Genomic DNA, 24,920 nt, shown 5'->3' with positions numbered 1-24,920 from the left:
GTGGCGGCCGGTCGACGACCGCCCTGTGGACACGCCGCCGGGGCCTCGGCGGAACCGTCGGTGGACGTCGCTAACTTGGCTCACGTGTGGGTGGTGCACCGGGCCGAGCGGGCCGACCGGCTGGCCGACGCGCTCGCCGAGGTGATCGGCGGGCCGGCGGCCGATCCGTTCGTGCCCGAGATCGTCGCGGTGCCCGAGCGGGGCGTCGAGCGGTGGCTCGGGCAACGGCTCGCCCACCGGCTGGGCACCGCCGGCGGGAGGGGCGGCGAGGCCGACGGGGTGTGCGCCAACGTGCTCTTCCCGCCCCCGGGCCAGGTCCTCGCCGAGGCGGTCGACGCCGCGACCGGGACCGACCCGGAGACCGACCCGTGGCACCCGGCGCGGGCCGTGTGGCCGCTGCTGGAGGAGGTCGTCGCGGCCGTCGAGGCGCCCGGCGAGACCTTCGCGGCGCTGGCCGCGCACCTCTCGCAGAGCGGCGGCAGCCGGACCTACGCCGTCGCCCGCCGGCTGGCGGACCTCTTCGCCGGTTACGCCGTGCACCGGCCGGACATGCTCCGTGCCTGGTGGGCGGGGTCGCCCGAGGGCGTACCGCAGGACCTGCGCTGGCAGGTCGAGCTGTGGCGGCGGCTCCGCGCGCGGATCGGCGTCCCCGGTCCGGCCGAGCGCCTGGAGCAGGCCGAGCGGGTGCTGCGCGCCGACCCCGGCCTGGTCGAGCTGCCGGAGCGGCTGTCCGTGTTCGGCCCCACCCGGCTCGCCGCCGAGCACCTCGCCGTGCTGTCCGCCCTCGCCCAGCACCGCGAGGTCCACCTCTGGCTGCCGCACCCCTCCCCCGCGCTGTGGGAGAAGCTGTCGCCGGCGCAGGGCGCCGCCGTCCCGCGGCGGGAGGACCACTCGGCCGACGCGGTGGTCAACCCGCTGCTCCGGTCCCTCGGGCGGGACGTCCGCGAGCTGCAGCTGCGGCTGCCCGCCGGGGTCGCGGACGTGCACCACCCGGCCGACCCGGCGCCGGTCACCCTGCTCGGGCGCCTGCAGGAGAACCTGCGCGAGGACCGCCTGCCCGCCGGTGAGCTGCCCCTGCTGGACCCCGCGGACCGCAGCGTGCAGGTGCACGCCTGCCACGGGCCGGACCGCCAGGTGGAGGTGCTGCGCGAGATCGTCCTCGGCCTGCTCGCGGCCGACCCGACCCTCGAACCGCGGGACGTCATCGTGATGTGCCCGGACATCGAGGCCTTCGCCCCGCTGATCTCGGCCTCGTTCGGGCTCGCGGCCGCCCTCCCGGACGCCGCGGCCGGCCCCGACGCGGAGGACACCCACCCGGGGCACCGGCTGCGCGTCCGGCTCGCCGACCGCGCGCTGCGACAGGCCAACCCGCTGCTCGGCACGGTCTCGGCGCTGCTCGAGCTGGCCGACTCGCGCGTCGCCGCCTCGCAGGTGCTCGACCTGGTCGGCTCCGCGCCGGTGCGCCGCCGCTTCCGCCTCGACGACGACGCACTGGACCGCATCGGCGAGCTGGTCGTCCGGGCCGGGGTGCGCTGGGGGCTCGACGGCGAGCACCGTCGCCCCTTCAAGCTCGACGGGTTCCCGCAGAACACCTGGTCGGCGGGGCTGGACCGGATGCTGCTCGGGGTGGCCATGGCCGAGCGGCCCGGCGAGCAGGGTTGGCTGGGTACCGCACTCCCGCTCGACGACGTCGACTCGTCGGACGTCGACCTCGTCGGCTCCCTCGCCGAGATCCTCGACCGCCTGCAGACCACCCTCGCGGCGCTCGCCGGCCCGCAGCCGCTCACCGCCTGGATCGCGGCGTTGCTCGACGGGCTCTCCGCCCTCACCGCGACCACGGCGTCGGAGGCGTGGCAGGACGCGCAGGCCCGGGCCGAGCTCGCCGAGGTCGTGCGCTCGGCGGGTCCCCAGGGCGCCACGGTCCCGCTCACCCTGTCCGACGTCCGGGGCCTGCTGGCCGACCGGCTGCGCGGCCGCCCGAGCCGGGCGAACTTCCGCACCGGGACCCTGACCGTCGCCACCCTGGTGCCGATGCGGTCGGTGCCGCACCGGGTCGTCTGCCTGCTCGGGGTGGACGACGGGGTGTTCCCCCGCACCGGCGCCCCGGACGGGGACGACGTGCTGGCCCGGGACCCGCGCGTCGGCGAGCGGGACCCGCGCAGCGAGGACCGACAGCTCCTGCTCGACGCGCTCACCGCCGCCACCGAGCACCTGGTCGTGGTGCACTCCGGGATGAACGAGCGGACCGGGGCGGACCGGCCGCCCGCCGTGCCGATCGGCGAGCTGCTCGACGCGGTCGACGCGACCGTGCGGGTACCGGACGGCTCCCGCTTCGCCACCGCGAGCGAGGCGATCACGGTCCGGCACCCGCTGCAGCCGTTCGACCCGCGGAACTTCACCCCCGAGCTCACGGCCGGGACCGGCCCGTTCAGCTTCGACCGCAACGCGCTGGCCGGGGCGCGGGCGCTGCAGGGCGAGCGCCGCGCCGCGCCCCCGTTCCTCGCCGCGCCGCTCGCGCCGGCGGAGGCCGGCGACACGGTGGAGCTCGACGACCTGGTCCGGTTCCTCGAGCACCCGATCAAGGCCTTCCTGCGGCAACGGGTCGGCATGGTGCCGCGCTCCGAGGACGAGGAGCCGGCCGACGCGCTGCCGGTGAGCCTGACCGGGCTCGACGAGTGGGCGGTCGGCGACCGGATGCTGCGCGACCGGCTCGCCGGCGCGCCGGCCGAGCACTGCGTGCAGGCGGAGTGGCGGCGGGGCGAGCTCCCGCCCGGCGCGCTCGGCGGGGCGGTGCTGGAGAAGGTGGGCGGCGCCGTCGAGCCGCTGGTCGAGGCGAGCAGGGAGCTGCGCACCGGGGAGCCGGTGTCGCGGGACGTCGCGGCCGACCTGGGCGGGCTGCGGGTCGTCGGCACCGTCGCGGGGCTGTACGGGCACACGCTGGTGACCGTCGAGTACTCACGGCTCGGGCCGAAGCACCGGCTGCGGGCCTGGGCCCGGCTGCTCGCGCTCACCGTGACCCGTCCGGACACCCCGTGGCGGGCGGTCACGCTCGGGCGGGGGCGCGGCGGCGGGGCCATGCGCGCCACGATCCGCCCGCTCGGCGCCGACGAGGCCACGACCGCGCTGGCGGACCTGGTGGCGCTGCACCGGGAGGGGCTGCGCGAACCGTTGCCGGTCTCCACCCCCTGCACCGCGGCCTACGCGAAGGCCCGGCGGGCGGGCGCGGCGGCACGGGACGCCGAGCTGGCCGCCGCCAAGGAGTGGACGTTCGAGAAGGAGGACGAGGCGATCGTCGCGGTGCTGGGCGCGGACCCGGAGTTCGAGCTCCTGCTGGCACAGCAGGGGGTGGTGGAGTCCCGGTTCGGCGAGCTGGCCGAGCGGATCTGGCGGCCCCTGCTCGACGCGGAACACGTGGAGTTGTTGTGACGGCCACCGGGACACAGGTTCTCCTCGCCCACCCGCAGTTCGAGGTCGACGGCCCGCTGCCCACCGGCACCACCGTGCTGGAGGCCAGCGCCGGCACCGGCAAGACCTTCACCATCGCCGCGCTCGCCACCCGGTACGTCGCCGAGGGGATCGCCGCGCTGCCCCGGCTGATCCTGGTGACGTTCGGCCGCGAGGCCACCCAGGAGCTGCGCGAACGCGTCCGGGAGCGGCTCGGCGCCACGGAGCGCGGGCTCGCCGCCGGGGTGCCGTCGGCGGACCCGGTGACCCGGCTGCTGCAGCAGGGCAGCCCGGCCGAGGTCGCGCAGCGGCGGGCCCGGCTGCGGGCGGCGCTCGCCGAGTTCGACGCGGCCACCATCGCCACCACCCACCAGTTCTGCCAGCAGATGCTCGCCGGGCTGGGAGTGGCCGGGGACAGCGATCCCGACGCCGAGTTCGTCGAGCACGTCGACGACCTGGTCACCGAGGTGGTCGACGACTTCTACGTGCGCAAGTACGCCGCGCCGGGCGCCGGTCGGCCGGACTTCTCCCGCGACGAGGCGCTGAAGCTCGCGCGGCAGGCCGTCGGCGACCCGCAGGCCCGGCTCGAACCCGCGGACGCCACGCCCGGCTCGGTCGCCGGCGTCCGGTACAACTTCGCCAAGGCCGTGCGGGGCGAGGTCGACCGGCGCAAGCGGGCCCGGCGGCTGTTCTCCTACGACGACATGCTCACCCGCCTCGCCGGCGCGCTGCGCGACCCGGTGCGCGGCGCCGCGGCGCGCGAGCGGTTGCAGGCCCGCTACGACGTCGTGCTGGTCGACGAGTTCCAGGACACGGACCCGGTGCAGTGGGAGATCCTGCAGCGGGCCTTCCACGGGCACGTCACGCTCGTCCTGATCGGCGACCCCAAGCAGGCCATCTACGCCTTCCGCGGGGCCGACGTCGTCTCCTACCTGGAGGCGGCGAAGGAGGCCGGCGAGCTGCGGACGCTGGGGACCAACTACCGCACGGACGAGGCGCTGCTCGAGGCGCTCGACGGGGTGTTCGGCGAGGTCGCGCTGGGGTCGGACCAGATCGTCGTCCGGCCGGTGGAGGCGCACCACACCGCGCGGCGGCTGGCCGGGGCCCCGTCGGACGAGCCGTTCCGGCTGCGCGTGGTCGACCGGGACCGGCTCGAACCGCTGACCGGCCGGCGGCTGGGCCGGGCGCAGAAGGCGCGGGAGGTGGTGGCGGAGGACGTGGCCGCCGACATCGCCGCCCTGCTCGCCTCCCCCGCGACCGTCGAGGGCCGGGACCTGCGAGCCGGCGACGTGGCGGTGCTGGTCCGCACCAACGCGCAGGGCGTCCAGGTGCGCGACGCGTGCACCGCGGCCGGTGTCCCCGCGGTGCTCACCGGCACCACCAGCGTGTTCACCACCGAGGCCGCGGCGGAGTGGCTGACCCTGCTCGAGGCCGTCGAGCAACCGCAGCGCGCCACCCGGCTGCGGGCTGCCGCCCTGACCTGCTTCGTCGGGCACACCGTCGAGGAGCTGTGCGGCGAGCGCGCCGAGGAGCTGATCGACGAGCTGGGCACCGACCTGCGCGCCTGGCACGCGGTGCTGGCCGAGCGGGGCGTCGCGGCGCTGCTGGAGGCGGTCACCAGCCGCACCCGACTGCCCTCGCGGCTGCTCGGGCTGCGCGAGGGCGACCGGCGGCTCACCGACGTGCGGCACATCGGGCAGGTGCTGCACGGAGCCTCGCTGGAGCGGCACCTCGGCCCGTCGGCGCTGGTCGAGTGGCTGCGCCACCGCATGGCCGACGCCGCGAGGGACACCACCACCGAGCGGAGCCGCCGGCTGGAGTCCGACGCCGACGCGGTCCAGATCGTCACGGTCCACCGCAGCAAGGGGCTCGAGTTCCCGGTGGTCTACGTGCCGTTCGGCTGGGACCGCTGGGTCAACGACAAGGCCGAGGTCCTGCTCGTGCACGACGACGAGGGCGCCCGCGTCCTCGACGTCGGCGGGCCGGTCGGGCCGCACCGCGGCGAGCGGCTGCAGCGACACCTCGCGGAGGAGGCCGGCGAGGACCTGCGGCTGATGTACGTCGCGCTCACCCGGGCGCGGTGCCAGGTGGTGGCGTGGTGGGCGCCGACCACCACGACCGAGTGCTCCGCGCTGCACCGGCTGCTCGTCGGGCGGCCCGCCGCCGGGACCGTGCCCGAGGCCGGGTACCGGGTGCCGTCCGACGCGTCGGCGCTGGAGCTGCTGCGGTCGGTGCCGGGCGTGGCGGTCGAGACGCTCGCCGACCGCACCCCCGCGCCGACCCCGGACCGCGGGGCCGACCCGCCGGAGCTGGGGGTGGCCCGTTTCGCCCGCCGGCTCGACGCGGCGTGGCGGCGCACCTCGTACAGCGCGCTGACCGCCGACGCCCACGGCCACCACGCGGCCGTCGAGACGCCGGAGCCGCCGACCCCGGGCGTCGGCTCGGAGCCCGAGGCGCCGGGCAAGGACGACGAGGCCGAGCTCGATCTCGTCGAGATCGTCTCCGAGGTCGGGGCGGACGTGCCCTCCCCGATGGCCGAGCTGCCGCTGGGCACCGGGTTCGGCACGCTGGTGCACGCCGTCTTCGAGCACCTCGACACCACCGCCGCCGACCTGGCTGCCGAGCTGCGCGCCCGGGTCGACCACGAGCTGGCCCGCCAGCCCGCCGATGTGGATCCGGAGGCGCTCGCGGCGGCGCTGCGGCCCGTCGTCGAGACGCCGCTGGGGCCGCTCGCGGGCGGCCGCGCCCTGCGGGCGGTCCGGCCCGCCGACCGGCTGGCGGAGCTGGACTTCGAGATGCCGCTCGCCGGCGGCGACACGCCGGCCGGACTGGTCACGCTCGGCGACCTGGCACCGGTGCTGCGCCGGCACCTGGCCGCCGGGGACCCGCTCGCCGGCTACCCCGACCTGATCGCCGCGCCGGGGCTCGCCGGACAGCCGCTGCGCGGGTACCTGACCGGGTCGATCGACGCCGTCCTGCGGGTCGACGGCCGCTTCCTCGTCGTCGACTACAAGACGAACTGGCTCGGCCCCTCCGGGCCGGGCGGCCGGGAGCCGCTGACCGCCGCGCACTACGCCCCGCCGGTGCTCGCTGCGGCGATGCAGGCCGCGCACTACCCGCTGCAGGCGCTGCTGTACTCGGTCGCGCTGCACCGCTTCCTGCGCTGGCGGCTCGCGGGCTACTCCCCCGAGCGGCACCTGGGCGGCGTGCTCTACCTCTTCCTCCGCGGGATGTGCGGCGCGGACACCCCTCAGGTCGACGGCACCCCGTGCGGCGTCTTCGGCTGGCAGCCGCCCGCCGCCCTGATCGCCGAGCTCTCGGACGTCCTCGACGCCCGCTCCCCCCGCCATGATCGCCGGTCGGGACCGGAGGCGGCCGCGGGTGGCGCCGAACGGTCCGGAGCGGCGATCACCCTCGGCTCCGCCGCATCTCCTGCAGAAGAGCACCGTCCGGGCCCGCTGCCGGCCGAGGGCAGCGCCGAGCGGTCCGACACGTCGATCACGCCCGACGCCGCCCCGGGCCCCACCGCAGCTCCCGCCCGAGATCGCCAGTTGGGACCGCTTCCGGCCGACGGTGGCGTCGAGCCGGCAGAAGCGGCGATCGTGGGTGACGACGAGGTGGGGGTGGAGCTCCCGCTCGACCTGCCCGAGCCCACGGAGGCGCCGCATCCGCGGGAGCGGAGCTCACGGCCGCGGAAGGCAGCGGACGTGGAGGCGGACGAGCCCGGGCTGTTCGATCTCGGTGACCTCGGAGGCGGCCGGTGAGCATCGCCCAGACCGCGCCCGCCCCGGAGCGGGATCCCTACGACCTCCGCACCGCCCGCACCGCCGCGGGTCTGCTGGGTGAGTTCAACGTCGCGGGGGTGCTGTCGGCCGCCGACGTGCACGTCGCGACCCGGCTCGGGCGCCTCGGCGGTGATCCCGGCGGCGAGCCGGAGGAGGTGTTGCTCGCCGTGGCCCTGGCCGTCCGCGCGATCCGCAACGGCTCGGTCTGCGTGGACCTGGCCGAGGTGGCGCACACGGTGCTGGGTGAGGGCGAGGAGTCCGTCGACGTGTCCGCCCTGCCGTGGCCCGAGCCGGCGGCGTGGCGGACGGCCGTCGAGAAGAGCCCGCTGGTCGCGAGCGGCGCCGACGCCGCGTCCGGGCGCCCGCTCCGGATGATCGCGGTCACGGGCGGGCGGGGCCTGCTCTACCTCGACCGCTACTGGGCCGAGGAGGAGCTCGTCCGCCGTGAGCTGCGGGACCGTGCCTCCGCCGAGCAGCCCGAGGTCGACCCCGATCGGCTCCGCGGCGCGCTCGCCCGCCTCTTCGACCGCGCGGCGGAGGCGAACGCGCCGCAGGGCACGGACCTGCAGCGCCTCGCCGCAGCCGTCGCCGCCCTGCGCCGGGTGACCGTGCTCGCGGGCGGTCCCGGCACCGGCAAGACCACCACGGTGGCCCGGCTGATCGCGCTGCTCCACGACCTGCACGAGGCCACCGGCTCGCCGTCGCCGCTGCGGGTCGCGCTCGTCGCCCCCACCGGGAAGGCGGCGGCCCGGCTGGGCGAGGCGGTCGCCCAGCACACCGCCGAGCTGCCGGAGGAGGACCGGGCGCGCGTGGGCTCCCCGTCGGCGTCGACGATCCACCGGCTGCTCGGGCGGCGGCCCGGGTCGTCGAGCCGCTTCCGGCACGACCGGGCCAACCGCCTCCCGCACGACGTCGTGGTCGTCGACGAGACCTCCATGGTCTCCCTCACGCTCATGGCCCGGCTGCTCGAGGCGGTCCGGCCCGACGCCCGGCTCGTGCTGGTCGGCGACCCCGACCAGCTCGCGTCCGTCGAGGCGGGCGCGGTGCTCGGTGACCTCGCCCGCGCCGGCGGCCGGCCCGAGCCGGGGCTGGAGGACCGGCTCCGCGGGATCGGCGCGCTCGGCAGCGAGGATCCGCCGGTGGTCCACGGCGTGGTCACGCTGCGGCACACCTGGCGCTTCGACGGCGGCATCGCCGAGTTCGCCGGCGCGGTCCAGGCGGGCGATGCCGACGCGGCGGTCGCCCTGCTCCGCGAGGCCCGGCCCGACCTGCGTTTCGTCGAGAGCGACGTGCAGGTGCGGGAGCCGGCGGGTCTGGAGGACCTGCGGGCGGACGTCGTCGACGCCTCCGGTGCGCTGATCGGCGCGGCGGTCGCCGGCCGCACCGGCGAGGCGCTCGACGCCCTCGAGCGGCACCGCCTGCTCTGCGCCCACCGCCGCGGCCCGTACGGCGTCACCCGCTGGGGGCTGGAGGTCGAGCGCTGGCTCGCGCACGCGCTGCCCGGGTTCGACGAGGTCGCGCCCGGCCAGCCGGGGCCGTGGTATCCCGGACGCCCCCTGCTCGTCACGGCCAACGACTACGACCTCGGGCTGTACAACGGCGACACCGGCGTCGTCGTGCGGCAGGGCGGTGCGCTGCGGGCGGTGTTCGGCCGGCCCAACGCGCCCCAGTCCTTCGCGCCGGCCCGGCTCGGCGGCGTGCAGACGGTGCACGCCATGACGGTCCACCGCAGCCAGGGCAGCCAGTTCGCCCGGGTCACGGTGGTGCTGCCGCCCCCGGAGTCGCCGCTGCTCACCCGCGAGCTGCTGTACACGGCGGTCACCCGCGCCCGTGCCGCCGTCCGCATCGTGGGCAGCGAGGAGGCCGTCCGCGCCGCCATCGCCCGCCCGGTGAGCCGTGCCAGCGGCCTGCGGGAACGCATGGGCTGAACCGTCCGTCCAGCCGAGGGCGAACACGGGGGCGCTGCTGGCGAATGGCCGTGCCCCTCCGAGGCCGGGCAGTGCAGGATGGGTGTCATGCCGGAGGCTGCCTCCTCGCTCGTCCCTGCCAAGCCCGCCCTCGTCACCGTCGACGACGACCCCAGCGTCTCCCGCGCCGTGGCCCGCGACCTGCGGCGCCGCTACGGCGAGACGTTCCGTGTCGTGCGCGCCGAGTCGGGGCACCAGGCCCTCGACGCGCTGAGGGAGATGGCGCTGCGCGGCAACGACGTCGCCGTCCTGCTCGCGGACTTCCGCATGCCCGGGATGAACGGGCTGGAGTTCCTCGAGCAGGCCATGGACCTGTACCCCGCGGCCCGGCGGGTCCTGCTGACGGCCTACGCCGACACCGACGCCGCCATCACCGCGATCAACGTCGTCGACCTGGACCACTACCTGCTCAAGCCCTGGGACCCCCCGGAGGAGAAGCTCTACCCCGTCGTCGACGCGATGATCGACGCCTGGCGGGCCGCCCCGCACAAGGAGGTCTGCGAGACCCGCGTGATCGGCCACCGCTGGTCCGCCCGCTCGCACCAGGTCCGGGACTTCCTGGCCCGCAACCAGGTGCCCTACCGCTGGTACCCCGTCGACCAGCCGGAGGCCGCGCGCCTGCTGCAGGCGGCGGGCGTCGACGACTCGCACCTGCCCGTGGTGATCTCGCCCGCCGGCGAGTGCCTGGTCGCGCCGGACGAGATGCAGCTCGCCGAGCGCGTCGGACTGGCGACCGTCCCGGTCACGGACTTCTACGACCTGATCGTGATCGGCGGCGGCCCGGCCGGTCTCGGCGCGAGCGTGTACGGCGCCTCGGAGGGCCTGCGGACGGTGCTGGTCGAGCGCACCGCGACCGGCGGCCAGGCCGGGCAGAGCTCCCGGATCGAGAACTACCTGGGCTTCCCCGACGGGGTCTCGGGTGCGCAGCTCACCGACCGTGCCCGGCGCCAGGCCGTCCGGCTCGGCGCGGAGTTGCTGACCGCCCGGGAGGTCGTCGCTCTGGAGGCCAACGGGCCCGCCCGCACGGTCCGGTTCGCCGACGGCAGCGCCATCCACGCGCACGCCGTCGTGCTCGCCACCGGCGTGAGCTACCGCGAGCTCGACGCCCCGGGCCTGGCCGACCTGGCCGGCCGCGGCGTGTTCTACGGATCCGCGCTGACGGAGGCGGCGGGCTGCGCCGGCGCCGACGTCTACATCGTCGGCGGGGCCAACTCCGCAGGTCAGGCCGCGGTCTACTTCTCCCGGCACGCCCGCAGCGTCACGATGCTGGTGCGCGGGCCGAGCCTGCAGGCGTCGATGTCGCAGTACCTCATCGAGCAGATCGACGGCATCCCGGAGATCACCGTGCGCACGTGCACCGAGGTCGTCGAGGCGACGGGCGGCGAGCATCTGGAGAAGCTCACCCTTCGGGACCGCAACACCGGCGAGACCGAGACCGTCGACGCCGGGTACCTCTTCGTGTTCATCGGCGCGACCCCGCGCACGGACTGGCTCGGCGAGCTCGTCGAGCGCGACGCCGGCGGGTTCGTCCTGGCGGGGCCGGACCTCGTCGTCGAGGGCAGGCGCCCCGCGGGATGGACCGAGGACCGTGACCCGTTGCACCTGGAGACGAGCCTGCCGGGGGTCTTCGTCGCCGGGGACGCGCGGGCCGAGTCCGTGAAGCGGGTCGCGTCGGCCGTCGGGGACGGGGCGATGGCCGTGTCGCTCGTCCACCGCTATCTGGAGAGGCCGTGATGAGCGCACCGATCGCCTGTGACCCGGAGGAACTCCGGCGGCTCTTCCTGTTCGAGAAGCTGCAGGCCGACCAGCTCGACGCGCTGTGCCGGCAGGGCCGGATCGAGACGTTCGAGCCGGGGCAGGTCTACCGCGAGGGCGATCCCGCCACCTGCTTCTACGTGCTGGTCGAGGGCACGGTGGTGCTGAGCAGGCGGTCCGGTGAGGAGGACGTCGAGGTCGAGCGCACCTCCCAGGCCGGGGTGTACGCCGGGGCCTGGCACGCCTACCTCGGGGACCGGGTGCCGCAGGTCTACAACAACTCGCTGCGGGTCACGGTCCCCTCGCGCTTCTACGTGCTCGACGCCGAGAAGCTCTCGACGCTGATGCGCGAGTGGTTCCCGATGGCGCTGCACCTGCTCGAGGGCCTGTTCTTCGGCATCCAGAACACCCAGCAGGCCGTCAGCCAGCGGGAACGGCTGCTCGCCCTCGGGTCGCTGTCGGCCGGCCTGACCCACGAGCTGAACAACCCGGCCGCGGCCGCGGTGCGCGCCACCTCGACGCTGCGCGAGCGCGTCGCCGGGATGCGGCACAAGCTCGGGCTGATCGCGGCGGGCCCCTACGAGCGGGCCGACCTCGAGACCCTCATGCGCCTGCAGGAGGACGCCGCCGACCGCGTCGGCAAGGCCCCGGAGCTCGGCCCCCTCGAGACCGGCGACGCCGAGGACGAGGTCGGCGAGTGGATCTCCGACCAGGGCATCGACGGCGGCTGGGACATCGCACCGAACTTCGTGGCCGCCGGGATCGACGTCGAGTGGCTGGGCCAGGTCAAGGCCAGCGTGCCGCCGGCGATCCTGGAGAGCGCGGTCCGCTGGCTGAACTACACGGTCGAGACCGAGCTGCTCATGAACGAGATCGCGGACTCGACCACCCGGGTGTCGACCCTGGTCGGCGCGGCGAAGCAGTACTCGCAGATGGACCGCGCGCCGTACCAGACCGTCGACGTGCACGAGCTGCTCAAGTCCACGCTCGTCATGCTGCACGGCAAGTTCGGCGACGGCGTGACGCTGGTCAAGGACTTCGACCGCAGCCTGCCGAAGATCTCCGTCTACGCCGCCGAGCTCAACCAGGTCTGGACGAACCTGATCGACAACGCGGTCCAGGCCATGAACGGCAGGGGCACGCTGACCGTGCGCACCGCGCGGGAGGGTGACCGGCTGCTCGTCGAGATCGCCGACACCGGCCCCGGGATCCCCGCGGAGATCCGGTCGCGGATCTTCGAGCCGTTCTTCACCACGAAGGCCGTCGGCGAGGGCACCGGGCTCGGCCTGGACATCTCCTGGCGGATCGTGGTGAACCGGCACCACGGCGACCTGCGCGTCCTCTCCGAGCCGGGGAACACGCGGTTCCAGGTCCTGCTTCCCTTCGACGCCCTCGTGGAGGAGTCGTGACGACCATCGACCCGTCCGTGCCGCCGTCGGGCACCGGGTGCGCGGAGTGCGACGCCGCCGGCGGCTGGTGGGTGCACCTGCGCCGGTGTGCGACCTGCGGACACGTCGGCTGCTGCGACACCTCCCCCGAGCAGCACGCGACCGCGCACTTCCGCTCCACCGGCCACGCGGTCGTGCAGAGCTTCGAGCCGGGCGAGGACTGGTTCTGGGACTACGAGCGCGAGGTCGCGCTCTCCGGTCCGGCGCTGGCCCCGCCGTCGCACCGGCCCGAGGACCAGCCCGTGCCCGGCCCCGCGGGCCGGGTACCCGCGGACTGGCGCTCCAGGATCCACTGATCCCGGCGCCCGGGAGCGCGGGGGCGGGGCGGAGAATCGTGCTGTGCTGACCAGTGCCGGGATCCTGCTCCACCGCGACCGCGACGGGATCGTCGAGGTGCTCCTCGGGCACATGGGCGGGCCCTTCTGGGCCCGCAAGGACGCCGCGGCCTGGTCGATCCCGAAGGGCGAGCTCGACGAGGGCGAGGAGCCCGTCGCCGCGGCGCGCCGGGAGTTCGCCGAGGAGCTGGGCTTCCCGCCGCCCGACGGGGAGCTGCACGCGCTGGGCTCGGTCGTCCAGTCCGGCCGGCGCAAGACCGTCCTCGGGTTCGCGCTGGCCGGCGACGTGCCCGACCGGGAGGTCGCGGCCGTCGCCGAGCGGCCCGACGACGGGTCGTGGGTCGAGATCGAATGGCCGCGCAACTCCGGGCGCCGGCTGCGCTTCCCGGAGATCGACCGGGCCGCTTGGTTCGACCTGGCCACGGCGCGGGTGAAGCTCGTGAAGGGTCAGCTGCCCTTCCTCGACCGCCTCGAGGCGCTCCTGACCACGACCTGACGCAGCGGGTTCCCGACCTCCCTTCTGAATCGATCGTGAGCCGGTTCACCTGCGGAGAAGTGGCGATCACGGTCCGGGCTCTGCCAAGGTGGAACGTCGACGCACGCGGTCGTGCGTCCCGTACTCCGACCGCCCGTCGCGCGCGCCCTCCCCGAGCGTCGCGACCGTCACGGTGGGCCCCTCCGGCCGGCAACCCGAGCGCCGCCGGAGTGCGCGGCCCGCCCGAGGACCCCGTTCATGCCCGTCTCCCCCGCCGGGTCGCGCCGCCGTACCCCCGTGCGCCTCCGCGATCTCCGTCCGTTTCCCCGCACAGCCCTTCCGACCAGGCCGTCCCGCACTGCCCCCGGGCCCGCCTCCTTCCGCCGTCTGCGCGCCGCCGTGACCGCGCTCTTCGCGTTCGACGGCGCCGTGTTCGGCAGCTGGGCCGCCCGCATCCCCGACGTCACCACCCAGGTCGGCGCCACCCACGCCACGCTGGGCGTCGCGCTGCTGTGCGTGTCGGTCGGCGCCCTGGCCAGCATGCAGCTCACCGGTCTGCTCGCCACCCGCTTCGGCGCCGGCCGGGTCGCGCTGGCGGGCAGCGCCGGGGCGGCGCTCGTCCTCCCGCTGCCGGGGCTGGCGACGTCGATCCCCCGGCTCTCGGCCGCCCTGCTGCTGTTCGGCGCGTTGACCGGGATGGTCAACGTCGCCATCAACAGCGCGGGCGTGGCCGTCGAGGCCCGGCGGCCCGGCCGGCCCCTGCTGCCCGCGCTGCACGCCGCGTTCAGCCTCGGCGGACTCGCCGGCGCCGCGGCGGGCGGGGTCGCCTCCACGCTCGGTCCGGTGCTGCCGCACCTCGCGGCCGTCGGCGTGGTCGGCCTCGTGATCGTGGCCGCGACCCGCTCGACGCTCGCCGGCCTCCGGGACGGCTCACCGCCCGCGTCGCCGGACGACCGCCCGGAGCCGTCGTCCCCCCGCCGCCGGGGGCGAGGCCTGGTCGTCCTTCTCGGCCTGATCGCCGGCTGCACCGCCTTCGGCGAGGGTGCGATCACCGACTGGGGCGCCCTGCACCTGCGCGAGACCCTCGGCGCCACGCCCGCCCTGGCCGCGGCCGGCTACTCCTGCTTCTCGCTGGCCATGGCGTGCGGACGGCTCACCGGTGGTGTGCTGCTCCGCCGGCTCGGCGAGACCCGGCTGCTCGGCGGCGGCGCGCTGCTCGCGGCCGCCGGGATGGCCGCCGCGCTGCTCACCTCGTCGCCCGAGCTGGCGCTGGCCGGCTTCGTGCTGGTCGGGCTGGGCCTGGCGAACCTCTTCCCGGTCACGATCGCACGGGCCGGGGCGCACTCGGGCTCGCGCGGCGTGGCCCTCGCGTCGACCGTCGGCTACAGCGGGCTGCTCGGCGGGCCGCCCGCCATCGGGTTCCTCGCCGAGCACGCCGGTCTCCCGGCCGCGCTGGCGTCCGTGCCGCTCCTGGCCGTCGTCGCCGCCGGGCTGGCGCTGGCCGTCGCGGCCGAGAAGCCCCGGCTCCGGCTCCCGGCCCGGCTGCCGTTGCCGACCCTGCCGACCCTGCCGACCCTGCTGCCCCCGTCCTCCCGGCCGGTCCGCGTGACCCGAGCCGTCCGCGCGACCCGGGCCACCCTCGGCCGCGTCGCGCAGGCCACGGCCCGGCCCGTCGACCCCACCGGGCTCGGGATCCTCGCCGCCCGCACGGCGACCGCGATCGCGCACACCCAGCCGTTGCGCATCGTCCGCAGTGCCGGTTCCCGGGTCGCGGTGACCGCCCGCCCGGCGATGCTGCGCGGCGGGGCGATCGTCCACCGGGCCGCGGCGGACCTGTCCGCCCTCACCCCGGCGACGACGACCACCCCGCCCACCCGCGCCCCCGGGGCGCACATCCGCCCCTACCCGGGCCTCGAGCAGCTGGCCTCCTGACGAGCCGCAACTCAGGAGGACAAGCGCTTCACGAGCCGCCGCCGTGCCCTGCCGACCCGCTTGCGGAGCCGTCGGCGGGGCCGGCGGGTGGACCGGGCGAACCGGTCGGCGGCCGCGCGGATCTCGGGGACCCGCAGGCTCCCCTGCAGCCCCCGCTGCACGTCCACCTTCCGCGGCAGCAGGAGCCGGACGCCGACCTTCCCCACCTTCACGGCCAGGAACCCGACGGCGAGGCCGACCGGAAGCAGGACCACGGTCACGCAGAGCACCAGCCCCACGACCAGCAGCAGCGTGGCCAGCACCAGCAGCAGGACCCCGCCCACCGCCCGCATCGCGCGGACCATCGCGCACCCCCCGTCGTCGGGGCCGACGCGGACCCGCACCGCATCGGACTACATCCCGCGACGCTTAGCACACGGCGCGTGGGGGTACCACCGCCGACATGCCGAACTCGAGCATCAAGAACGAGAAGATGTACGAGGAGCTGCGTGACCGCGGCGAGAGCAAGGAGAAGGCCGCCCGGATCGCGAACGCCTCCGCCGCCGAGGGGAAGAAGAAGGTCTCCTCGCGCGGCGGGAAGTCCGGCTCCTACGACGACATGACCAAGGACGAGCTCTACGAGCGCGCCAAGAAGGTCGGCATCGAGGGCCGGTCGGACATGTCGAAGGACGAGCTGGTGAAGGCCCTGCGCGACCACTGACCATGCCGGGCGCTGCTCGGCTGGCGGCCTCCGGCGGGACGGGCCACCCTTGTCGTGAACAAGGTTCGGCGCGTTTCGTCCGGGACCGCGGACGGGATCGTCCCACCGCGAGGAGGAGCACCGTGAGCAGCAGCGACGACGGGGACCGGGTACGGACCGCGGAGGACCGGGCCGCCCACCGGCTCGATCTCGTGCACCGCACGGGATCGGTGGTGATCGGGCTCGGCCTCTGGGTGTTCGCGGTGCTGGGGTTCGCGCAGCGCCTCGAGTTCTTCTCCACCCAGGGGCAGCCGGTGCTCGGCCTGTCCTCCAACGGCCTGCTCTCCACGATCTCCGTGGTCTTCGGTGCGGTCCTGGTCGGCGCGGGGATCCGCGGCGGCCGGCTCTCCTCGACCGTGCAGGTCGTGGTCGGGGCGCTGTTCCTGCTTTCCGGCATCGCGAACGTGCTGGTCCTGAACTCGGCCCTCGACGTCCTCGCGTTCCGGATGCCCAACGTGATCTTCAGCCTGGTCGTCGGCGGCATCCTGCTGACCGTCGGGTCCTGGGGCCGGTTCACCGGACGGCTGCGCGCGGACAGCCCCTACGCCCGCGAGCGGACGGTCGGCACGTTCGAGGACCCGCAGCTGAGCCCCCAGCTCAGCGGCATCGCGCTCGACGGGAGCGCAGCCGAGGCCGCCGCGGCCCGCGAGCTGGCCGAGGCGGAGCGGGCGGTCGCCGAGCACCGCGCCCGGCCCGAGGTCGTGGCCGCCGTGCACGCGCTCGACGGGCTGCGCCGCCCCGAGGACCGCATCCACGCGTGGCAGCGGCACGCTCCCTCCTGAGAACTCCCGGCGCCGTCGTGGCCGCGGTACCCCGCCGACGCCGGACGCCCGCCCGCCGCCGGACGAGAGCCCTCCGGCGGCGGGCGGGGAACGTCCCTACCCGCGCGGCACGATCGGCGGCCGGCGGTGCGCCCGCACCTCCGGCGGTTCCCCGGCGTACCGCTCCACCTGCACCGTGGTGAGCTGCCCGGTGCACGCCTGGGCCAGTCGCGAGGTCCCGACGTCGCGGGTCAGCACGTTCGGGTTGCCGTGCACGCAGGTCGGGTCGTCCGCCGATGCCGGCGTGTACCAGGCTCCGGTGGGCAGCTGGACGACCCCGGCCCGCACGTCGTCGGTCACCCGGGCGGCGGCCAGGCAGGCGCCGCGGGCGTTGTGCAGCCGGACGACGTCGCCCTCGCCGATCCCCCGCGGCGCGGCGTCGGCGGGGTGGATCCGCACGACCTCGCGCCCGCCGACCTTGCCCGCCGCGCTGGTGGCGCCGAAGTCCAGCTGGCTGTGCAGCCGCGTCGACGGCTGGTTCGACACCAGCCAGAGCGGTCGGTCCGGGGTGGGTGGCTCGGTCGGCGGGAGCCACGTCGGGTGGCCCGGGCAGTCGTCGTAGCCGAACGACGCGATCCGCTCCGACGCGAGCTGGATCCGCCCGGACTCGGTGGGCAGCCGGCCGGTGCCGGCGCGGAAGGCCGCGAGCAGGCCGCCGTCGTCGGCTCCCGGGGGCAGCTCGTGCTCCCCCGCCGCCCAGAACTCCTCGAACGTCGGCGCGGGGAACCCCTTGTCCGCCAACGCCTTCTCGGTCCGTTCCCACAGGTGCGCGAGCCAGTCGCGGGTCGTCCGGCCCTCGGTGAACCGCTCACCGAACCCGAGCCGGTCGGCCAGCTCGGCGAGGATGCTGTGGTCGTCGCGGGCCTCGCCGTAGGGCTCGGCGACCTGCTTCATGGCCACGACCAGCGGGTCCGTGCCGTGCGCGCCGATGTCCTCGCGCTCGAGCGTGGTCGTGGCGGGCAGGACGACGTCGGCGTGGCGCGCCGTGGCCGTCCACACCGACTCGTGCACCACGAAGGTGTCCACCCGGCCCAGCGCCCGGCGCAGCCGCGCGAGGTCCTGGTGGTGGTGGAAGGGGTTGCCGCCGCACCAGTACATCAGCCGGATGTCGGGGTAGGTCCGCTCCTCGCCGTTGTACGAGTAGCGCTCGCCGGGGTGCAGGAGCATGTCCGCCACCCGCGCGACGGGGATGTAGCTGCGCACCGGGTTCGGCCGCCGCGACAGGGTCGGGACCGGGACGGCGTTGCGCGGACGTCCGTAGTGCCCCAGCGAGCCGAGGCCGTAGACGAACCCGCCGCCGGGGAGCCCGATCTGGCCGAGCATCGCCGCGAGCGCGAGCCCGGCCCACACCGGCTGCTCGCCGTGCTCGGCGCGCTGCAGGGACTGCGAGACGGTGACGAGGGTGCGACCGGCGGCGAGCCGGCGGGCGAGGGTCCGGATCTCCTCCGCGTCGATCCCGCAGATCCGCGCGGCCCACTCGGCGTCGTGCCCGCGCAGGGAGCGCTCGAACTCCGGCCAGCCCGCGCAGTGGTCCGTGAGGAAGTCGCGATCGTGCAGGCCTTCGGCGCGCAGGGTGTGCGCCAGGCCGAGCATCAGGGCGGCGTCGGTGCCGGGCTCCGCGGCGAGCCACCGGGCGTCGACCTCCGCCGGAAGGTCCTGCCGCAGCGGGCTGACCAGCACGAACCCCGCACCCCGCCGGTGCGCCGCCCGCATCGCGCCGCGCTCGACGTGCCGGCTCACCCCGCCCGCCGCGACCGTCGAGTTCTTCAGCGCCATCCCGCCGAACGCCAGCACGGTGTCGGTGTGCGCGGCGATCTGGTCCCACGTCACCACCGAGCGGGTCACGGCGTCGAACGGCCCGAGGACGTGCGGGATCAGCACCTCCGCCGCCCCGCCGGAGTACGTGTTGACCGACTGCGTGTAGCCGCCCGCCAGGCCCAGGAAGCGGTGGATCTGCCCCTGGGCGTGGTGGAAGCGGCCGGCGCTGGCCCAGCCGTAGGAGCCGCCGTAGACCGCGGTCGGGCCGTGCTCGGCGTGCACGCGGCGGAACTCGCCGGCGAGCCGGTCGAGCACCTCGTCCCAGCCGACCTCGAGGAACTCCTCCCGCCCGCGGCGGTCGGTCGGCCCGGGCCCCTGCTCCCACCAGCTCCGCCGGACCGACGGGCGGGCCACGCGGACCGGGTTGCGGACGGCGGCGGGGATGTTCTGCAGGACCGGGGACGGGTTCGGGTCGGCCTCGTGCGGCCGGACCTGCAGCTCACCCTCCCGCCATTCGGCCCGGAACACTCCCCAGTGCGCGCTGTGCGGGACCGCCGTCATGCCGTCCATCATGCGGCACGCGCCGGAGCCGGCCGGCGCCGATAAGGTCGGCGCATGGCACGGACGCCCCGGCGGCACGATCACGACGCGGGCGGCGACCGCGCCCTCCTCGACGCCAAGGCCGCGCTGCGCGAGGAGGTCTGGACCGCGCTGACCAAGGCGAAGGTCGCGCGGTTCCCGGGTGCCCGGAACCGGATCTCCAACTTCACCGGGGCGGAGAAGGCCGCCGAGCTCCTGCGGTCGCTGCCGGAGTGGGAGAAGGCCCGCGCGGTGAAGTCCAACCCGGACTCCGCGCAGCTCCCCGTCCGACAGCGTGCGCTCGAGGACGGCAAGACGCTCTACATGGCCGTGCCGAAGCTCGCCGAGGAGGACCCGTTCTTCCTGCTCGACCCGGAACACCTGGCCGATCCGCCCCGCCGCGCGGTGTCGATCAAGAACGCCACCCGCTCGGCCCGCCGGGTGGCCGTCGACGACCTCGACCCGGTCGACCTCGTCGTGACGGGCTGCGTCGCGGTCGGCGAGGACGGCGCGCGGCTGGGCAAGGGCGGCGGGTTCGCCGACCTCGAGTTCGCGCTGGCCGGCGCGGCCGGGCTGATCTCCGACCGGACCGTCGTCGTCACCACGGTGCACGCGCTGCAGGTCCGCCCGGCCGGGGTGATCCCGACCGCGGCCCACGACATCCCCGTCGACCTCGTCGTCACCCCCGAGCGGGTGATCGACTGCCGGCCGACGCGGGGTGAGCGGCCCACCGGGGAAGTCCTGTGGGGATCGCTCACCGACGAGAAGATCGCCGCGATCCCGCTGTTGCAGAAGCTCCGCGCCCAGGGAGGTGCCTCGTGACCCGGATCGAGCTGGTCCAGGGGGACATCACGACCCAGGAGGTCGACGCCGTCGTCAACGCCGCCAACTCGTCCCTGCTCGGCGGCGGGGGCGTCGACGGCGCGATCCACCGCGCCGGCGGGCCGGCGATCCTCGCCGAGTGTCGGGAGCTGCGGGAGACGCGCTACCCGGACGGGCTGCCCACCGGCCAGGCCGTGGCCACCACCGCGGGGAACCTGCCCGCCCGCTGGGTGATCCACACCGTCGGCCCGGTGTACGCGAAGAAGGAGGACCGCTCGCACCTCCTCGCCTCGGCGTACCGGGAGTCGCTGCGGGTCGCCGACGAGCTCGGCGCCCGGACCGTCGCCTTCCCCGCGGTTTCGGCGGGGATCTACGGATGGCCCCTCGACGACGCCGCCCGCATCGCCGTCACCACGGTGCGCGAGGCCGACACGCAGGTCGAGGTGGCGCGGTTCGTGCTGTTCAGCGCGGAGATCCTGCGCGCGTTCGAGAAGGTGTGAGAGGAGTTCGATGATCACGATCGAGGGATCGAGGCCGTCGGTGGACCCGCAGGCGTGGGTCGCGCCGGGTGCCGTGCTGGCCGGGCGCGTGCGGCTCGAGGCCGAGGCGAGCGTCTGGTACACGTGCGTGCTGCGCGGCGACATGGACTCGATCACCGTCGGCGCCCGCTCCAACATCCAGGACGGCACCGTCGTGCACGCCGACCCCGGGTTCCCCGTCACGATCGGGTCCGGGGTCAGCGTGGGGCACCGGGCGGTGCTGCACGGCTGCACCGTCGAGGACGACGTGCTGGTCGGCATGGGCGCCGTGGTGCTCAACGGCGCCCGCATCGGCTCCGGCACGATCGTCGCGGCCGGCGCGGTGATCACCCAGGGCGTGGAGATCCCGCCGAACTCGCTGGTCGCGGGCGTGCCGGGCAAGGTGCGCAAGGACACGGGCGAGGAGGAGCGCAAGGGCATCGCCCTCAACGCCGCCGCCTACGTCCACCTCGCCGGCGTCCACCGCGCCGCCACCTGATGCGTTATGGAACCATAACGCGCTCAAACGCCCTCAGAATTCGCATTATGGTTCCATAACGCGTTCAAACGGGCCTGGAAATCGCGTTATGGTTCCATAACGCGAGTCAGTCGAGTACCGACCACTCCCCCCGGGCGACCCGGCCGGCGAGGGTGAGCAGGCCGACGGCGTGGTCGTGCAGGCGCTGCCCGATCTCCTGGGGCGCCTTGCCCGCGCCGGCCCGCGCCCACGTCCCCTCCAGGACGATCCCGAGCTTGAACCCGGCGAGCGCGGTGTACCAGTCGACGTGCACCGGCTCGCGGCCCCCGGCCTCGGCGTAGGCCGAGACCAGTTCCTTGCGGGTGGGCAGGCCGCCGAGCTGCGCCAGCGGCCCCCCGACGTCCATCGCGGTGGGCTCCTGCGGCCAGGTCACCATCAGCCAGCCCAGGTCCAGCAGCGGATCGCCGACCGTGCACATCTCCCAGTCGACGATCGCCGCCACCTCGGGCTCGGTGCGCGCGAGCAGCACGTTGTTGAGGTGGAAGTCGCCGTGCATCACGCCGGGCGGCGCGTCGGCGGGCCGGTGCTCCTCCAGCCACCGGGCGACCAGCTCGACGTCCGGCAGCCCGCCGGGCTCCCAGTCCGGGAACTCGCGGTAGCCCTCGAGGTGGCGCAGCCACTGCGGGACCTGCTTCTCCAGGAAGCTGCCAGGCTTGCGCAGCACGTCCAGGCCCTGCGCGGTGGGATCGAGCGCCCCGAGCCGGGACAGCGCCCGCGCCATGGCCAGGCCCTGCCCGTGCCGCAGCGCCGGGTCGGCGCGCTGCTCGGGCGTGACCTCCTCGCCGGGGTTGACGCCGTCGATCAGCTCCATGAGGTAGAAGACGACGCCGAGCACGGAGGTGTCGTCGCAGCCGGCGACCAGGCGCGGGTGCGGGACCCCGGTGCCGGCGAGGCCGCGCAGCACGGTGATCTCCCGCGCGATCGTGCGGTCGCTCGTCGGCCGCGGGTGCTCGGGCGGGCGGCGCAGCACCACCGGCCGGCCGTCGAGCTCGATCCGCAGCACGACGTTCTGGGTCCCGCCCGCCAGCGGTGTGACCTCCCCGATCCGGCCCTCGATGCCCTGGGTGCGCAGCCAGTCCGCCAGCCGGTCGAGGTCGACGGTGTCGACGGGGCTCATCGCTCGTTCCGCTCCGCGCGCAGCCGCCGGGTCTCCTCCGAGGTCCGGGCGCCGAGCAGCCCGGCGGCGGAGTCGACGAGCTGGCTCACGAACAGCCGGTGGTCGCGCCGGCCGGGGGCGCGGGCGCGCTGGGCCAGCTCGACGTCGACGAACCGGATCACGTGGAAGCGCCGGTGCAGGACCACGGCGTCGGGGTCGAGCAGCGGCTCCAGCAGGGCGCGCCAGCGCAGGATGCTGCCGCCCTCGACGTCGTAGCCGAGCGGTTCGGTCTGCGGTTCGGGTCGGGTCAGCAGGTCGGCCACGGTGCGCAGGTAACCGGCGCCGCTCGCGCCCTGGTCCAGCTTCACCGCGCTCGGCCGGACGAGGGCGCCGGCGAGCGCGGCGAGGCGGGCGTCGGCGTCGCCGGCGGTGCCCGCGGCCAGGGCGGCCTCGTACTCGTCGAGCAGGGCGTGCCGGGCCGCCTCGATCTCGGGCCGGTGCCGCTCGATCAGCGCCTTGAGCAGGCCGTCCCGGTCGGTGAACCAGTACTGCGCGGCGATCACGTTGCGTGCCCCGGCGGCGCGGCCGATCTCGCGCAGCGACACCGACTCGCTGCCCCGCTCGGCGAAGAGCGCCTCGGCGGCGTCGAGCAGGCGGGTCCGTGTATCGGTCCTGCCGTCGGTCCTCGTGTCCGTGTCGGTCATGCCGGCGCCCAGGCCATACCGCCGTCGACCTTGAGGATCGCGCCGGTGGTGAAGCTGGAGTCGGCGCCGGTCAGGTACCGCACGGCCCCGACGATCTCCTCCGCCTCACCGATCCGGCCCAGCGCCGCGGTCTCCCCCTTGGCGAACATCTCGTCGTCCCACGCCTTGCTGATGTCCGTGCGGAACATCCCCGGCATGACGCCGTTGACCCGCACGGTGGGCCCGAAGGCGCGCGCCAGGCCGAGGGTCAGCGCGTTGAGCCCCGCCTTCGCGGTGGCGTAGGGCAGCTCCCCGGGCTGCGGCTGGACGGCGGCGATGCTGCTGACGTTGACGATCTGCCCGCCCTCACCCTTCTGCATCGCCTCGCCCGCCCGCACCGCGAGCCGGAACGGGCCCTTGAGGTTCACCCCGATCACCTTGTCGAACAGGTCCTCGCCCACCTCACCGAGCGAGGGGTACAGCGGCGACATGCCCGCGTTGTTCACGAGGACGTCGATCCGGCCGAACTCCTCGAGCACGCGGTCCATCAGTGCGTCGCAGTCCGCCCAGCGGCCCACGTGGCAGGCGATCCCGAGGGCCGACACCCCGAACTCCTCGTGCAGCTCCGCGGCGAGGGCCTCGCAGGCCTCGGCCTTGCGGCTGGCCACGACCACCCGGTGGCCGCGGCCCGCGAGATCCCGGCAGATCTCGCGTCCCATGCCCCGGCTGCCCCCGGTCACGACAGCGACCTTGCTGTCCATCGGCATCCTCCGTTCATGCGCCTGCATCACCGAACGGAGAGCCTAGCCGGTGATCAGCGCGTGGAGCCCCGTTCGCGCCATTCCTCGTCCTCGCGGTCGGCCTGCTCGGTCCGCTCGCGGGCGATCTCGAGGGCTCGCGCGGCCGTCTCCTTGTCCGGGTACGGGCCCAGGCGGTCCGCGGCCCGGCAGCCCTCCGGGCCCTCCACGGTGTGGTGCTTGAGGCAGAAGAACCATTGCTGCTCGCTCATGGGGGTGAGCGTGGCAGGTCCGGGCCGATCACGCTTGTGCATGCCTTGTCAGTTATATAACTGTCGGGGTATCTTGCGGGAGTGCTGCCGTTCGCCGTCCTCGCCGAACCCACCCGGCGCCGGATCCTCGATCTCCTGCGGGAACGCCCGCGCCTGGTCGGGGAGATCGGCGCCGAGCTGGGCCTCAGCCAACCGGGCACGTCGAAGCACCTGCGGGTGCTGCGCGAGGCCGGCCTGGTCGAGGTGCAGCCGGAGGCGCAACGGCGCCGGTACGCGCTGCGGGCCGAGCCGCTCGCCGAGCTCGACGCCTGGCTCGCCCCCTACCGCCGCTTCTGGGACCGGCGGATCGACGCCCTCGAACGGGAGCTCGACCGGATGCCCGACCCCGACCCCGACCCCGACCCCGATTCCGACCCCGACCCTGCCGAGGAGACATCGTGACCCCCGACAGCCTCACCCTGCGCGACGGCCGCACCGTGCTCCGCCTGGAGCGACCCCTCCCCCACCCGCCGGAGAAGGTGTGGCGCGCCCTGACCACGCCGGAGCACCTCGAGCGCTGGTTCCCGTCGACCGTGCGCCTCGACCTGCGCGAGGGCGGGGAGATCCTGTTCGACGACGGCGACTCCCGCGGCGTGGTCACCGACCTGGACCCGCCCCGGCTGTTCGCCTTCAGCTGGGGCGACTCGGACCACCTGCGCTGGGAGGTCCACCCGGCCGACGGCGGGTCGCTGCTGGTCCTGCACCACGCCTTCACCGACCGCTACGGCGCCGCGAGCTTCGCGACGGGCTGGTCCGCCTGCGTCGAGGGGTTGTCGCAGCTGCTGGCGGGCACCGACCCCGCACCGACCGTCGACATGACCGCGCGGCACGAGGAGTACGTCCGGGAGTTCGCGCTGGACGCCCCGGAGATCGAGGGCGACACGGTCCGGGTCGAGCGGCAGCTCACCGCCCCCGCCGACGTCGCCCGCCCGCTGCTGGGACCGGCCGCGCTGTCCGGCGGCGCGGTGCAGTGGGAGCTGGTCGAGGGCACGGGGCACGGCGCGCGCCTGGTCGCGGTGGCGACCGGCCCGTTCGACGTCCCGCCCGCCGAGGCCGCCGCCGAGCTGCGGGCGAAGGTGCAGGAGATCGCGACGACCCTCGCCTCCACCCGTCCCAGCCCGGACGCCGTGGCTCCATGACGCTCACCGGCGCGCCCCTCTCCAGGCGTTATGGATCC

General features: G+C 75.4%; 21 protein-coding genes. 15 read left to right on the top strand and 6 right to left on the bottom strand.

Annotation, left to right across the window (positions count from 1 at the left end; all coding sequences use genetic code 11):
• Positions 1-84 precede the first annotated feature (84 nt).
• The 8 genes from recC (at position 85) to LWC35_RS21800 (ending at position 15,141) form a co-directional block, all read left to right on the top strand.
• Positions 85-3,426, top strand: a complete 3,342-nt coding sequence (gene recC / locus LWC35_RS21835; protein WP_232872040.1) for an exodeoxyribonuclease V subunit gamma — start codon at positions 85-87, stop codon at positions 3,424-3,426.
• Positions 3,423-7,208, top strand: a complete 3,786-nt coding sequence (locus LWC35_RS21830) for a UvrD-helicase domain-containing protein (protein WP_232872039.1) — start codon at positions 3,423-3,425, stop codon at positions 7,206-7,208. Before recC ends, LWC35_RS21830 begins: the two co-directional genes overlap by 4 nt.
• Complete coding sequence (recD, locus tag LWC35_RS21825; protein WP_232872038.1) at positions 7,205-9,157, top strand: exodeoxyribonuclease V subunit alpha; 1,953 nt, start codon at positions 7,205-7,207, stop codon at positions 9,155-9,157. Before LWC35_RS21830 ends, recD begins: the two co-directional genes overlap by 4 nt.
• Before the next feature lie 87 nt (positions 9,158-9,244).
• Positions 9,245-10,930, top strand: a complete 1,686-nt coding sequence (locus LWC35_RS21820; RefSeq protein WP_232872037.1) for an NAD(P)/FAD-dependent oxidoreductase — start codon at positions 9,245-9,247, stop codon at positions 10,928-10,930.
• Positions 10,930-12,360, top strand: coding sequence for an ATP-binding protein (locus LWC35_RS21815; RefSeq protein ID WP_232872036.1), 1,431 nt, complete (start codon positions 10,930-10,932; stop codon positions 12,358-12,360). Before LWC35_RS21820 ends, LWC35_RS21815 begins: the two co-directional genes overlap by 1 nt.
• On the top strand, positions 12,357-12,695 hold the full coding sequence (locus tag LWC35_RS21810; protein WP_232872035.1) for a UBP-type zinc finger domain-containing protein: 339 nt from the start codon (positions 12,357-12,359) through the stop codon (positions 12,693-12,695). Before LWC35_RS21815 ends, LWC35_RS21810 begins: the two co-directional genes overlap by 4 nt.
• A gap of 46 nt (positions 12,696-12,741) precedes the next feature.
• The gene (locus LWC35_RS21805) at positions 12,742-13,230 is read left to right on the top strand and encodes an NUDIX hydrolase (protein WP_232872049.1); all 489 of its coding nucleotides are present in this window, start codon (positions 12,742-12,744) and stop codon (positions 13,228-13,230) included.
• 378 nt (positions 13,231-13,608) lie between these two features.
• Positions 13,609-15,141: an MFS transporter gene (locus LWC35_RS21800; protein ID WP_232872034.1), complete on the top strand. Its 1,533-nt coding sequence runs from the start codon at positions 13,609-13,611 to the stop codon at positions 15,139-15,141.
• Between the two features lie 11 nt (positions 15,142-15,152).
• Here LWC35_RS21800 and LWC35_RS21795 read toward each other — a convergent pair whose 3' ends face one another.
• The gene (locus tag LWC35_RS21795) at positions 15,153-15,524 is read right to left on the bottom strand and encodes a hypothetical protein (protein WP_232872033.1); all 372 of its coding nucleotides are present in this window, start codon (positions 15,522-15,524) and stop codon (positions 15,153-15,155) included.
• Positions 15,525-15,583: 59 nt separating this feature from the next.
• Here LWC35_RS21795 and LWC35_RS21790 point away from each other — a divergent pair, with 59 nt between their 5' ends.
• Positions 15,584-15,841, top strand: a complete 258-nt coding sequence (locus LWC35_RS21790; RefSeq protein ID WP_232872032.1) for a DUF7218 family protein — start codon at positions 15,584-15,586, stop codon at positions 15,839-15,841.
• A gap of 122 nt (positions 15,842-15,963) precedes the next feature.
• Positions 15,964-16,662, top strand: coding sequence for a DUF4383 domain-containing protein (locus LWC35_RS21785; protein ID WP_232872031.1), 699 nt, complete (start codon positions 15,964-15,966; stop codon positions 16,660-16,662).
• A gap of 96 nt (positions 16,663-16,758) precedes the next feature.
• Here LWC35_RS21785 and LWC35_RS21780 read toward each other — a convergent pair whose 3' ends face one another.
• Positions 16,759-19,020, bottom strand: a complete 2,262-nt coding sequence (locus tag LWC35_RS21780) for a molybdopterin-dependent oxidoreductase (RefSeq protein ID WP_232872030.1) — start codon at positions 19,018-19,020, stop codon at positions 16,759-16,761.
• A 54-nt stretch (positions 19,021-19,074) separates the two neighbouring features.
• Between LWC35_RS21780 and LWC35_RS21775 the strand changes: the two genes are divergently transcribed.
• Genes LWC35_RS21775 through LWC35_RS21765 form a run of 3 tightly spaced genes read left to right on the top strand, consistent with a single transcriptional unit; the run spans position 19,075 to position 20,877 of the window.
• The gene (locus LWC35_RS21775) at positions 19,075-19,860 is read left to right on the top strand and encodes a 5-formyltetrahydrofolate cyclo-ligase (protein ID WP_232872029.1); all 786 of its coding nucleotides are present in this window, start codon (positions 19,075-19,077) and stop codon (positions 19,858-19,860) included.
• Positions 19,857-20,360 (top strand): O-acetyl-ADP-ribose deacetylase, encoded by a 504-nt coding sequence (locus tag LWC35_RS21770; protein WP_232872028.1) that lies wholly within the window; start codon positions 19,857-19,859, stop codon positions 20,358-20,360. Before LWC35_RS21775 ends, LWC35_RS21770 begins: the two co-directional genes overlap by 4 nt.
• A gap of 10 nt (positions 20,361-20,370) precedes the next feature.
• Entirely contained in the window at positions 20,371-20,877 is a 507-nt protein-coding gene (locus LWC35_RS21765; RefSeq protein ID WP_232872027.1) for a gamma carbonic anhydrase family protein, read from the top strand.
• A 106-nt stretch (positions 20,878-20,983) separates the two neighbouring features.
• Here LWC35_RS21765 and LWC35_RS21760 read toward each other — a convergent pair whose 3' ends face one another.
• Genes LWC35_RS21760 through LWC35_RS21745 form a run of 4 tightly spaced genes read right to left on the bottom strand, consistent with a single transcriptional unit; the run spans position 20,984 to position 23,704 of the window.
• Positions 20,984-22,033, bottom strand: a complete 1,050-nt coding sequence (locus LWC35_RS21760) for a phosphotransferase family protein (protein ID WP_232872026.1) — start codon at positions 22,031-22,033, stop codon at positions 20,984-20,986.
• On the bottom strand, positions 22,030-22,716 hold the full coding sequence (locus tag LWC35_RS21755) for a TetR/AcrR family transcriptional regulator (protein WP_232872025.1): 687 nt from the start codon (positions 22,714-22,716) through the stop codon (positions 22,030-22,032). Before LWC35_RS21755 ends, LWC35_RS21760 begins: the two co-directional genes overlap by 4 nt.
• On the bottom strand, positions 22,713-23,456 hold the full coding sequence (locus LWC35_RS21750) for an SDR family NAD(P)-dependent oxidoreductase (protein ID WP_232872024.1): 744 nt from the start codon (positions 23,454-23,456) through the stop codon (positions 22,713-22,715). Before LWC35_RS21750 ends, LWC35_RS21755 begins: the two co-directional genes overlap by 4 nt.
• Before the next feature lie 53 nt (positions 23,457-23,509).
• Positions 23,510-23,704 carry a hypothetical protein gene (locus tag LWC35_RS21745; protein ID WP_037050254.1) on the bottom strand — a complete coding sequence of 65 codons (195 nt, stop codon included), beginning with the start codon at positions 23,702-23,704 and terminating at the stop codon, positions 23,510-23,512.
• 81 nt (positions 23,705-23,785) lie between these two features.
• Between LWC35_RS21745 and LWC35_RS21740 the strand changes: the two genes are divergently transcribed.
• Together LWC35_RS21740 and LWC35_RS21735 are read left to right on the top strand one after the other, a co-directional pair.
• Positions 23,786-24,145: an ArsR/SmtB family transcription factor gene (locus tag LWC35_RS21740; RefSeq protein ID WP_232872023.1), complete on the top strand. Its 360-nt coding sequence runs from the start codon at positions 23,786-23,788 to the stop codon at positions 24,143-24,145.
• On the top strand, positions 24,142-24,882 hold the full coding sequence (locus LWC35_RS21735; protein ID WP_232872022.1) for an SRPBCC family protein: 741 nt from the start codon (positions 24,142-24,144) through the stop codon (positions 24,880-24,882). The genes LWC35_RS21740 and LWC35_RS21735 overlap by 4 nt, the downstream gene beginning before the upstream one ends.
• Positions 24,883-24,920 lie beyond the last annotated feature (38 nt).

Source organism: Pseudonocardia kujensis, assembly GCF_021283305.1.
In the GTDB taxonomy this organism is placed as follows: Bacteria; Actinomycetota; Actinomycetes; order Mycobacteriales; family Pseudonocardiaceae; genus Pseudonocardia; species Pseudonocardia kujensis.
The sequence above is the reverse complement of the archived record's forward strand: the minus strand, read 5'-3'. Positions and strand labels throughout refer to the sequence as shown.

What these genes read in the sequence shown, in the direction of transcription:
- LWC35_RS21780 (WP_232872030.1), bottom strand. Translation starts at nt 19,020, where the DNA reads ATGACGGCGGTCCCGCACAGCGCGCACTGGGGAGTGTTCCGGGCCGAA.
- LWC35_RS21765 (WP_232872027.1), top strand. Translation starts at nt 20,371, where the DNA reads ATGATCACGATCGAGGGATCGAGGCCGTCGGTGGACCCGCAGGCGTGG.
- LWC35_RS21790 (WP_232872032.1), top strand. Translation starts at nt 15,584, where the DNA reads ATGCCGAACTCGAGCATCAAGAACGAGAAGATGTACGAGGAGCTGCGT.
- LWC35_RS21815 (WP_232872036.1), top strand. Translation starts at nt 10,930, where the DNA reads ATGAGCGCACCGATCGCCTGTGACCCGGAGGAACTCCGGCGGCTCTTC.
- LWC35_RS21750 (WP_232872024.1), bottom strand. Translation starts at nt 23,456, where the DNA reads ATGGACAGCAAGGTCGCTGTCGTGACCGGGGGCAGCCGGGGCATGGGA.
- LWC35_RS21760 (WP_232872026.1), bottom strand. Translation starts at nt 22,033, where the DNA reads ATGAGCCCCGTCGACACCGTCGACCTCGACCGGCTGGCGGACTGGCTG.
- LWC35_RS21755 (WP_232872025.1), bottom strand. Translation starts at nt 22,716, where the DNA reads ATGACCGACACGGACACGAGGACCGACGGCAGGACCGATACACGGACC.
- LWC35_RS21820 (WP_232872037.1), top strand. Translation starts at nt 9,245, where the DNA reads ATGCCGGAGGCTGCCTCCTCGCTCGTCCCTGCCAAGCCCGCCCTCGTC.
- LWC35_RS21775 (WP_232872029.1), top strand. Translation starts at nt 19,075, where the DNA reads ATGGCACGGACGCCCCGGCGGCACGATCACGACGCGGGCGGCGACCGC.
- LWC35_RS21745 (WP_037050254.1), bottom strand. Translation starts at nt 23,704, where the DNA reads ATGAGCGAGCAGCAATGGTTCTTCTGCCTCAAGCACCACACCGTGGAG.